Raw genomic sequence first — 9376 nt, 5'->3', positions numbered from 1 at the left:
TGCGCGTTTTCATTATAAATTCTCCGAGCCTCCCATTGCTCCGCTTTTAGCAGGAATTGGGGGGCCATATTTTCTGAAAGTGGTCCGGCATCGTCCGCAGCCAAGACTTCATTGCCTGCTTTATTCGATGACGGGGAATGTACGAATGTGTCTGCTGCATAGGCACCGCGGGCGCAATTCGCGCGGGCGTAATTTGCCGCCAACGCACCGAGCCCCGTGGGGACGGCGGAAGGGGAAATTTCATGCCACATGCAACATCAACCTGTTTTATACCGAAAAGTCAGTCTGTTCGGCGTCTTGGCGGACTAGACTTATCAAAGTCATAGCTCCAGCCTCATGTGCTAGCACCCCTATGTCTGGCGGGCAAGTGGCGGCGGCGAAAAATTCCCTCGACCGAATGTCCTATTTTGCGCAAAAGCCGTTTTGATGATGATCAGCGCTTTCCTCGCACTTCTGATGACGGCTGCGCAGCCGACGGCAACGTCATCCGCTGTTGATGCGTGGATGCGCACAGTTTTCGGAAAGGTTGCTCAAGCATTCCGGTCGGAACCGCCCAGGCGACGCTATGAAGTCACTGCACCCATCGGAAAGGGAGTGGCCCGCGGATTGCCCAAAATATACGGACGTGCAGATGGCCGCCTGCCATTGGTGGTCATCGATGCCGGACATGGAGGCCACGATCCGGGTGCGATCAATCCGCTGTCCGGTGAGCGCGAGAAGGATGTGACGTTGGCAATTGCTCGAGGCATCAGAGACGAACTTGTCGACACAGGGCGCGTGCGCGTCGCACTCACACGCGAAGGGGATAGTTTCCTCGTATTGCAAGATCGCTATGGCATTGCCCGCAAAATGAAAGCGGATCTCTTTCTCTCAATTCATGCCGATGCGGCTGGCAATCCTGATGCGAGGGGAGGAACGGTGTATACCTTGTCAGAGGTTGCCTCCGACCGTGAAGCACAACGGCTGGCTGCGCGCGAAAATCGGGCTGATGTCCTCAATGGCGTCAATCTTGGCAGGCAGGACCAGGAAGTTTCATCAATCCTTATTGACCTGACCCAGCGCGAAACCATGAATATTTCGGCAAGTTTTGCCAAACTGCTGATCCGCGAAGCCAAACCCAACATGCTGCTGCGCGAAAAATCGCATAAATTCGCATCATTCATCGTACTCAAGGCACCTGACACGCCCTCTGTACTTTTCGAAACCGGCTATATCAGCAATGCGGATGACGCTGCCTTCCTGTCTTCGCGCGACGGTCAGCTAAAGGTTGCGCGTGCCGTGACCAGTGCGGTGCAGGCTCATTTTGCCCGCCGCTTGGCACGCGACTGAAATAGCCCTTCGACAAAATAATCAGTCGGGCCTATCGGAACACTATGGACGATTCATCCTCATCGGCTCTCGACGAACCCGGCTTCGCCCTGCGCGATCCGGATATGCCCGAAGATGCACTGGGGCTCGGTCTGCCTGAGGCGCCGAAAGCCGCTGCAGCTTCGCCCTATCGGGTGCTGGCGCGCAAATATCGCCCGCAAAATTTTGCCGAACTGATCGGTCAGGATGCAATGGTGCAGACGCTGGGCAACGCGATCAAGCGCGGTCGGTTGGCACATGCCTTCCTTATGACCGGGGTGCGTGGCGTCGGCAAAACCTCCACCGCGCGCCTCATCGCCAAGGCGCTTAACTGTATTGGGCCGGACGGACAGGGCGGGCCGACGATCGATCCCTGCGGGGTGTGTGAACCCTGCCGCGCTATCGCCGAAGGCCGCCATATCGACGTGATCGAGATGGACGCCGCAAGCCATACCGGCGTCGACGATGTCCGCGAGATTATTGAGGCCGTGCGCTATGCCGCGGTTTCGGCGCGCTACAAAATCTACATCATTGACGAAGTTCACATGCTGTCGAAAAACGCCTTCAATGCATTGCTGAAAACATTGGAAGAACCACCGGCGCATGTGAAGTTCCTGTTCGCGACGACCGAGGTGAACAAGGTTCCAATCACGGTATTGTCGCGGTGCCAGCGCTTTGATCTGAAGCGCATCCCGGCGGAAATGCTGGCCGCACATTTTGAAGAGATCTGTGCGAAAGAAGGCGTTACCGCCGAAGCAGAGGCATTACGCCTGGTTGCGCAGGCGGCTGAGGGGTCGGTACGAGACGGCTTGTCTATCCTGGACCAGGCCATTGCACACGCCGATCTGGCAGCGGACGACAGCGGGGCAGAAGCGCGCGTTGAAGCAGTGCAGGTGCGCAATATGCTCGGTCTGTCGGATAGGGCGGCGGTGCGACGGCTGTTCGGCCTGTTGCTCGAAGGCAATTCTCAAGCGGTACTCGAAGAGGCGCGCAACCAGTATCAATTGGGTGTCGAACCGGCAGCAACACTTGCCGGTCTGTTGCGTGAGGTTCATTTGGTGACTCTCGCCAAAATCGGCAGTCCATCGGACGCCGCTTTGCCCGAAGAGGCGCGCGCGCAGATCGACGAATGGGCAGGGCGTTTGTCTTTCCCGCTGCTCCACCGACTCTGGCAATTGCTACTCAAGGGGCATGAGGAGGTTCGTCAAGCAAGTCTGCCGCTCGAATGCTGCGACATGGCCTTGCTGCGTGTGCTTCATGGCGCGTCAATGCCAGATCCTGGCGAGCTCGCACGGCTGTTACAACAGGGCGGTGTGCCATCGCAGGCATCTGCCGCCAGCCCCCCCCCTCCGGTTGCAGATAGTGCTCCGGCCTCAGCTTTTCCCTCTGATTTCAGGTCACTTGTCGAGGCGCTCGATCGCGGAGGCTATCCCAATGTCGCGGCTACATTGCACGATGTAGTGCGGCTGGTCAGATATGCTCCACCGCGCCTCGAATTCCAGCTCGCTGGCCCGGTCCATCAGGGATTTGGCGCTGATCTGAATGACGCGCTGTTCCGTATGACGGGAACGCGCTGGGAAATTGCCGAAACCCCGGGCGATGCGCAGCCAAGTCTGTACGAACAGGAACAGGCCGCCCGCGCGGCGCAGGACACAGAAATTCTAGAATCCCCGCTCGTCAAGGCTGCACTCGCTGCCTTTCCCGAAGCCGAAGTGCATGTTGATGGGCGGACGATACACTCTCCCCACGAAGCAGAAATCCGGAGCCTTAGAGCATGAAGAGCATCGAAGAGATGATGAAGGCGGCGCAGGAAGCCGCGCAAACCATCCAGAAGCAGATGGAGGAAGCGCAGGGCAAGCTTGATACGATCGAGGTTGAAGGCGTTTCCGGTGGTGGACTGGTCAAAGTCCGTGCCACCGCCAAAGGCCGGATCATTGGCCTCTCGATCGACGACAGTCTGATGGTCCCTTCCGACAAGCAGATGTTGGAAGATTTGGTCGTCGCTGCGTTCAACGATGCACGTGAAAAGGCCGATACCGCCAGCAACAGCGAAATGGGCAAGATGACCAGCGGTTTGCCATTGCCGCCGGGCTTCAAACTGCCGTTTTGAAGCGCTTTTCCCCAGCTTTTCTTGGCTATTGGCCGCTATGCCGTTGAAAGCGGCGAAATCGCGCTCATATTGATGCCAAGTTTCCGCACCGCCTTTCGGTGCGGGCCGGAGTGAATATGACGCAATCTCTACCCCTTTTGCCCCTGCGCGACATTGTCGTGTTTCCGGGAATGGTCGTGCCGCTTTTCGTCGGCCGCGACAAATCGGTGATCGCACTTGAAAAGGCGATGGCGGCGGACAAGGAAATTTTCCTCGTCACGCAGCTTGATCCTGCCGAAGATGATCCCGACTATGACGATCTCTACACGGTAGGCGTGTCTGCGACCGTGATGCAGTTGCTGAAACTACCCGACGGCACTGTGCGCGTGCTCGTTGAAGGCAAGCAGCGGGCGAATCTTCTGCGCCTGCATCAGCGTGCGGCGGACTATGTCGAAGCCGAGGTCGAACTTATCGAGACAAAAGCGACCGAGGGGCCGGAAACAACTGCGCTGATGCGGTCCGTGGTTGAGCAGTTCGAAAACTATTCTAAGCTCAACAAAAAGGTGCCTTCTGAAACTGCAGTGCAGCTCGCCGAAATTGAAGACGCCGCGCAGCTGGCCGATGCGGTGGCCGCGAACATCAACCTCAAGGTCTCGGACAAGCAAGCGCTGCTTGTGGAAGCCGATCCGCTGAAGCGCCTCGAAATGTCCTTTGCTTTCATGGAAGGCGAATTGGGCGTGCTGCAGGTTGAAAAGAAGATCCGTGGCCGTGTGAAACGCCAGATGGAGAAATCGCAGCGCGAATATTATCTCAACGAGCAGCTGAAAGCGATCCAGCGCGAGCTGGGCAATGGCGATGAAGAGGGCGGCGACGAGCTGGCCGAACTGCAGACCAAGATTGATACGCTGAAGCTTTCAAAGGAAGCCAAAGCCAAGGCGCAGGCCGAAATGAAGAAGCTGCGCAGCATGGCGCCGATGTCGGCCGAAGCAACCGTTGTGCGCAACTATCTGGATTCGCTGCTGGGCATACCCTGGGGCAAGAAATCAAAGTTGAAGCGCGATATCGCCAAGGCGCAGGACATTCTCGATGCCGATCACTTTGCGCTCGAGAAGGTCAAGGACCGCATCGTCGAGTATCTGGCCGTGCAGGCGCGCACCAACAAGCTGAAGGGGCCGATTCTCTGCCTCGTTGGCCCTCCGGGTGTCGGTAAAACCTCGCTTGGCAAGTCGATTGCCAAGGCAACCGGGCGTGAATTCATCCGCCAATCGCTGGGTGGCGTGCGCGATGAAGCTGAAATTCGCGGTCACCGCCGCACCTATATTGGATCGATGCCAGGCAAGATTGCGTCCAACCTTAAAAAGGCGGGGACGATGAACCCGCTGTTCCTGCTCGACGAAATTGACAAGCTCGGTCAGGATTTCCGAGGCGATCCGGCATCGGCGTTGCTCGAGGTGCTCGATCCCGAACAGAACAACAAGTTCAACGACCATTATCTGGAAATCGACCTTGATCTGTCGGATGTGATGTTCGTGACAACCGCGAACAGCATGAACCTGCCGCAGCCGTTGCTCGATCGCATGGAGATCATCCGGCTTGAAGGCTATACCGAGGATGAAAAGCTGGAAATCGCCAAGCGTCACTTGGTCGAAAAGCAGGTAAAGGCGCACGGCCTGAAAAAGGGCGAGTTCGAGGTTAGCGATGACGGGCTGCGCGACCTGATCCGTTATTACACGCGGGAGGCCGGCGTTCGCACTTTGGAGCGTGAGATTGCCAAGCTGGCCCGCAAGGCGCTGCGCCGCATCCTTGAAGGAATGGCGAAGAGTGTTTCGATCACTCCGGAGAATCTTGCCGAGTTTTCAGGTGTTCGCAAATATCGCCACGGTATCGGTGAGGATGAGAACCAGATCGGTGCGGTAACCGGGCTTGCTTGGACCGAGGTTGGTGGCGAATTGCTGACAATCGAGGCCGTCACGGTTGGCGGTAAGGGCCAAATCAAGACCACGGGTAAGCTGGGCGAAGTAATGTCGGAGTCGATCCAGGCGGCGCTGAGCTACGTAAAGGCTCGTGCACCGAGCTATGGCATCAAACCGTCGATCTTCAATCGTAAGGATGTGCATATCCACTTGCCCGAGGGGGCCGTGCCGAAGGATGGCCCATCGGCCGGTATCGGCATGGTTACGGCCATCGTCTCGACATTGACTGGTGTCGCCGTGCATCGCGATGTTGCCATGACAGGCGAAGTCACTCTGCGTGGAAGGGTTTTGCCGATTGGTGGGTTGAAAGAGAAACTGCTCGCGGCATTGCGCGGTGGCATCAAGACGGTTCTGATCCCGCAGGAGAATGAAAAGGATCTTGCGGAGATTCCAGCGAATATCAAGGAAGGCCTGGAGATCATCCCGGTAACCCATGTCGACCAGGTATTGGCGCGTGCATTGGTTTCGCCGCTTGACCCTGTGGAGTGGACCGAAGCAGACGAACTCGCGGCTTTGCAACCGCTTGCTCCTGCTGCTGCTCCCGGTTCAGCGGTCACCCACTGATCTATCCTACAAAGAATCGTGATTTGGGACGCAACGTTGAATGACGTTGCGTCCCACTGCATTTTTGGCGCTTCCACAGCGATTTGACGTCAAGGCGTTAGTGATTTCGTGCGTTTCGTCTCACTTATCGACAGATTATCCGTCAATTCGCCGAAAAGCGCGGTTTTTTGCGGATATTTCCTTTGACAGGGGGCGGTTTCTCCTCCTTATTCCCGCTCCGGCCCAGCCGCGATTCCATCCCGGAATTGGTCCATAAATTCATTTGAGAGGGGGATCCCGATACTATGAACAAGAATGATCTCGTCGCAGCCGTTGCAGACGCAAGTGGCCTGAGCAAAACCGATGCAGGCAAGGCAGTGGAAGCTACCTTTGACGCTATCACCAAGGCGCTCAAAAAGGGTGGCGAAGTTCGCCTCGTAGGCTTCGGCACATTTGCTGTCGCCAAGCGCAAGGCCTCGACCGGCCGCAACCCGCGCACCGGTGAAGAGATGAAGATCCCTGCTTCGAACCAGCCCAAGTTCAAGGCTGGCAAGGCACTCAAGGATGCCGTGAACTAAGTTTCACGCATTTGTGAAATAGGAGAGGCGGGACCTTCGGGTTCCGCCTTTTTTGTTGCCCTCAAGCTTCAGCAAATAACAGCGCCGCTACATCGATCTGCAGCGGCGCTTCACGCAAAAGAAAGTAAATGAAGATCGAACTAGGCGGCGCGCAGCCGGCCGAAAGCGAATGCCTGCTGTTCGGGCTGTGGCTCCAGCTGATTAACAACAACCAGGCGGACACGCTGACCAGTATAGCGAACGGCACCCAATCTAATAACCCGTTCAACCGGCGCTCCGCGCATGGCAGCAACTTGGCCAATGCGTTCCCATTTCTGTGCCAGCGTCGAGAGGATGGCATAAACCGCAAGCAGGAAAGCAGTAGCGAAAAATGCGGCAGCAATGAACGACATTTGAATCCTCCGAATCACCAGTATTTCCGTATATGTTCTACATATGTTCCGTATTGTCAATTTAAAAATTGGGCGATTGAAAACATGCGCCACGAGCGATAGCCTCATTTCAGTATCTAAGTAATTTGGGGGGCGCAGATGCTGCTTGGAAAATGGATGATTGCTGCGTGTTTTGCGTCCATGGCGACCGGGAATGCGACGGCACAAACGTTGCGGCCCGATCAGGCAGCATTCCGTGAACTTTATGCCGAACTGGTCAACACCAACACGGCCTATTCGAATGGCAGTTGCACCGTAGCTGCCGAACAATTGGCAAAGCGCATGTACGATGCCGGTTTCACCAAAGACGAGGCACGAGTCATTGTCGTCCCGGGTTTTGAACGGGAAGGAAATCTCGTTGCCGAGTACAAGGGCACATCGAAGAAGCTGAAGCCGATGTTGCTGCTGGCACACATTGATGTGGTCGAAGCAAAACGCGAAGACTGGACCCGCGATCCATTCACGCTGGTTGAGGAGGACGGGTTTTTCTTCGCAAGGGGGGTGGCCGACGACAAGGTGCAAGCCGCCATCTGGGTCGATAGCCTGATCCGGTTCAAGCAAGCGGGGTATCGGCCTAAGCGCACAATCAAGGTGGCGGCAACCTGCGGCGAAGAAAGTTCAAGCAAGGCGCTGAACGGGGCGGAATGGCTGGCGCGCAACATGCCCGAAACTTTGTCTGCCGAATTCGCATTGAACGAAGGCGGCGGTGGCAGGCTCGACAAGAATGGCAAACCGCAATTTCTTGCGATCCAGGTCGGTGAAAAGGCAAATCGCATATTTGACCTGGAGACCACCAATCCCGGCGGCCATAGTTCCGTACCGCGCCCAGACAACGCAGTGTATGATCTGGCAGAGGCGATTGTCGCCGTAAAGCGGCTGGGCTTTCCTGTGCAGTTGAACGATACCACACGGGCATTTCTGTCTCAGATGGCCCCAACCGCGCCAGCAGCGGGGCAAAAGGCGATTGCCGATTTGCTGGCGGACGAAGGCAATGTGCAGGCGGCTGCTATCCTGTCGGTTGATCCGGTTATGAACTCGACCCTGCGTACAACCTGTGTGGCAACAATGCTCGAAGCGGGACACGCGCCCAATGCATTGCCGCAGCGGGCCAAAGGCGTTGTTAACTGCCGCATAGTTCCCACGATGACGACCGAAGCCACGCAGGCGGCAATTGAGGCCGCAATCGCTAATCCTCGTGTCAAGGTGACGCTGCGCAAACCACATCGCCCGATGGCCGTGCCGCCACCGCTCGACAAGCGGATCCTTGAACCGGCGATTAAACTGGCGGGTGAAGTGTTTCCGGGCGTGCCGTTGGTCCCGACCATGTCAACCGGAGCGACCGATGCGACGATGACGGCGCTGATCAATATTCCTACTTATGGGATTCCGGGTATCTTTTATGAAGCCGATGGTGGCGGGGTGCACGGCCTCAATGAGCGTCTGCGTGTCAAATCAGTCTATGATGGGCGCGATTATCTGCACCGGTTGGTGCAAATCTACGCAGACAAATAGTCGACATTAGTTGGCGTCGATCTTTCCGCGCCGAGCGGCGAACCATTCGCGTAACATCGCTTGCGTACATCCGGTGAAGCCGCCTGTGCCCACGACCGAGCAGCTGTTCGGGCGCATGGGCCGTGCTTCTTCGTCCAGGCTTTCGACTGCTGATGTCCAGGATTGGCTGGCTGCGGCCTCTTCCTCGCCTTTGCGGAGGTCTTTGGGGATTCGATAACGATCACCTTCGGGTGCGGCGGCGCAGACTACGATTTCGTCAGGTTCAACAGCCTCGGGACATTTTTCTTCGCCAAAGGTCGCGAGGAATGAAATTTTCTCGGGTTGCTGTGCCGCGCTGCCTCGAGTCATATCGTCGGCTTGCGCCGAGGCCGCGAATGCTGTTGCGAGGAAAGGAAGCAGTAGGTGGCGCACGTATTTTCCTACGATCCATGTGGAGCGGATCGCTTTCTCCGCTCTTCCGCCTCATGAAGTGAACGATGGATTAATCCAGCCTATTCTGAAGAAATTCGGCTGCAGGCTTGACGAATCCCTATGGCCCAGCTAACGGCCCGCCCATTCCACATGGAAAGCGCACATCACCGGTGCCTTTGCCGTAACCCGTTTGCGGCCTTGGTTCTTGCTTTCCAGAGGTAAAACCGGAAGGAGAAAGATTATGGCGGCACCTGTCGTCACCATGCACGCATTGCTTGAGGCCGGAGCGCATTTCGGCCACCAGACCCACCGTTGGAACCCGCGCATGAAGCCGTATATCTTCGGCGCACGCAACGGCGTTCACATTCTTGACCTCAGCCAGACTGTTCCGCTTTTTGCGCGCGCGCTCGATTTTGTTTCGTCGACCGTGCTGTCAAGCGGGAACGATCTGTTCGTAGATACCAAACGCTAAGCGTAGGGTCCGATTGCCGA

General features: G+C 56.8%; 9 protein-coding genes and 1 pseudogene. 7 read left to right on the top strand and 3 right to left on the bottom strand.

What is annotated here, in order from left to right; all coding sequences use genetic code 11:
• Positions 1 to 203: hypothetical protein (locus tag Q0239_RS16520; protein ID WP_298604895.1), on the bottom strand; the 203-nt coding region annotated here is incomplete at its 3' end.
• Positions 204 to 426: 223 nt separating this feature from the next.
• On the opposite strand from Q0239_RS16520, the gene Q0239_RS16515 reads away from it, so the two are divergent.
• The 5 genes from Q0239_RS16515 to Q0239_RS16495 all read left to right on the top strand — a co-directional run bounded on the left by Q0239_RS16515 (position 427) and on the right by Q0239_RS16495 (position 6530).
• Positions 427 to 1329, top strand: a complete 903-nt coding sequence (locus tag Q0239_RS16515) for an N-acetylmuramoyl-L-alanine amidase (RefSeq protein WP_298604893.1) — start codon at positions 427 to 429, stop codon at positions 1327 to 1329.
• 104 nt (positions 1330 to 1433) lie between these two features.
• Positions 1434 to 3125 carry a DNA polymerase III subunit gamma/tau gene (locus tag Q0239_RS16510; RefSeq protein WP_298604896.1) on the top strand — a complete coding sequence of 564 codons (1692 nt, stop codon included), beginning with the start codon at positions 1434 to 1436 and terminating at the stop codon, positions 3123 to 3125.
• Positions 3122 to 3457, top strand: coding sequence for a YbaB/EbfC family nucleoid-associated protein (locus Q0239_RS16505; protein WP_298604891.1), 336 nt, complete (start codon positions 3122 to 3124; stop codon positions 3455 to 3457). The genes Q0239_RS16510 and Q0239_RS16505 overlap by 4 nt, the downstream gene beginning before the upstream one ends.
• 116 nt (positions 3458 to 3573) lie before the next feature.
• Positions 3574 to 5973 carry an endopeptidase La gene (gene lon, locus Q0239_RS16500; protein ID WP_298604889.1) on the top strand — a complete coding sequence of 800 codons (2400 nt, stop codon included), beginning with the start codon at positions 3574 to 3576 and terminating at the stop codon, positions 5971 to 5973.
• A 284-nt stretch (positions 5974 to 6257) separates the two neighbouring features.
• Complete coding sequence (locus tag Q0239_RS16495; protein ID WP_115548669.1) at positions 6258 to 6530, top strand: HU family DNA-binding protein; 273 nt, start codon at positions 6258 to 6260, stop codon at positions 6528 to 6530.
• A gap of 140 nt (positions 6531 to 6670) precedes the next feature.
• Here Q0239_RS16495 and Q0239_RS16490 read toward each other — a convergent pair whose 3' ends face one another.
• Complete coding sequence (locus Q0239_RS16490) at positions 6671 to 6922, bottom strand: hypothetical protein (protein ID WP_298604886.1); 252 nt, start codon at positions 6920 to 6922, stop codon at positions 6671 to 6673.
• Between the two features lie 138 nt (positions 6923 to 7060).
• On the opposite strand from Q0239_RS16490, the gene Q0239_RS16485 reads away from it, so the two are divergent.
• Positions 7061 to 8473 carry a M20/M25/M40 family metallo-hydrolase gene (locus Q0239_RS16485; protein WP_298604884.1) on the top strand — a complete coding sequence of 471 codons (1413 nt, stop codon included), beginning with the start codon at positions 7061 to 7063 and terminating at the stop codon, positions 8471 to 8473.
• A 6-nt stretch (positions 8474 to 8479) separates the two neighbouring features.
• On the opposite strand, the gene Q0239_RS16480 is transcribed toward Q0239_RS16485, so the two are convergent.
• Positions 8480 to 8821 (bottom strand): hypothetical protein, encoded by a 342-nt coding sequence (locus Q0239_RS16480; RefSeq protein WP_298604882.1) that lies wholly within the window; start codon positions 8819 to 8821, stop codon positions 8480 to 8482.
• Positions 8822 to 9125: 304 nt separating this feature from the next.
• On the opposite strand from Q0239_RS16480, the pseudogene rpsB reads away from it, so the two are divergent.
• Positions 9126 to 9353, top strand: a pseudogene (rpsB, locus tag Q0239_RS16475) (30S ribosomal protein S2); the annotation flags it as partial.
• Between the last annotated feature and the right edge of the window lie 23 nt (positions 9354 to 9376).

The sequence above is a fragment of the uncultured Sphingorhabdus sp. genome (assembly GCF_937872355.1).
In the GTDB taxonomy this organism is placed as follows: domain Bacteria; phylum Pseudomonadota; class Alphaproteobacteria; order Sphingomonadales; family Sphingomonadaceae; genus Sphingorhabdus_B.
Note: the sequence above shows the minus strand (reverse complement) of the source record. Positions and strands in the feature narration are given on the sequence as shown.

Bases quoted from the DNA above. Each gene is read 5' to 3' on its own strand.
- Q0239_RS16485 (WP_298604884.1), top strand. From the start codon at position 7,061: ATGCTGCTTGGAAAATGGATGATTGCTGCGTGTTTTGCGTCCATGGCG.
- Q0239_RS16515 (WP_298604893.1), top strand. From the start codon at position 427: ATGATGATCAGCGCTTTCCTCGCACTTCTGATGACGGCTGCGCAGCCG.
- Q0239_RS16495 (WP_115548669.1), top strand. From the start codon at position 6,258: ATGAACAAGAATGATCTCGTCGCAGCCGTTGCAGACGCAAGTGGCCTG.
- lon (WP_298604889.1), top strand. From the start codon at position 3,574: ATGACGCAATCTCTACCCCTTTTGCCCCTGCGCGACATTGTCGTGTTT.
- Q0239_RS16510 (WP_298604896.1), top strand. From the start codon at position 1,434: ATGCCCGAAGATGCACTGGGGCTCGGTCTGCCTGAGGCGCCGAAAGCC.
- Q0239_RS16505 (WP_298604891.1), top strand. From the start codon at position 3,122: ATGAAGAGCATCGAAGAGATGATGAAGGCGGCGCAGGAAGCCGCGCAA.
- Q0239_RS16480 (WP_298604882.1), bottom strand. From the start codon at position 8,821: ATGACTCGAGGCAGCGCGGCACAGCAACCCGAGAAAATTTCATTCCTC.
- Q0239_RS16490 (WP_298604886.1), bottom strand. From the start codon at position 6,922: ATGTCGTTCATTGCTGCCGCATTTTTCGCTACTGCTTTCCTGCTTGCG.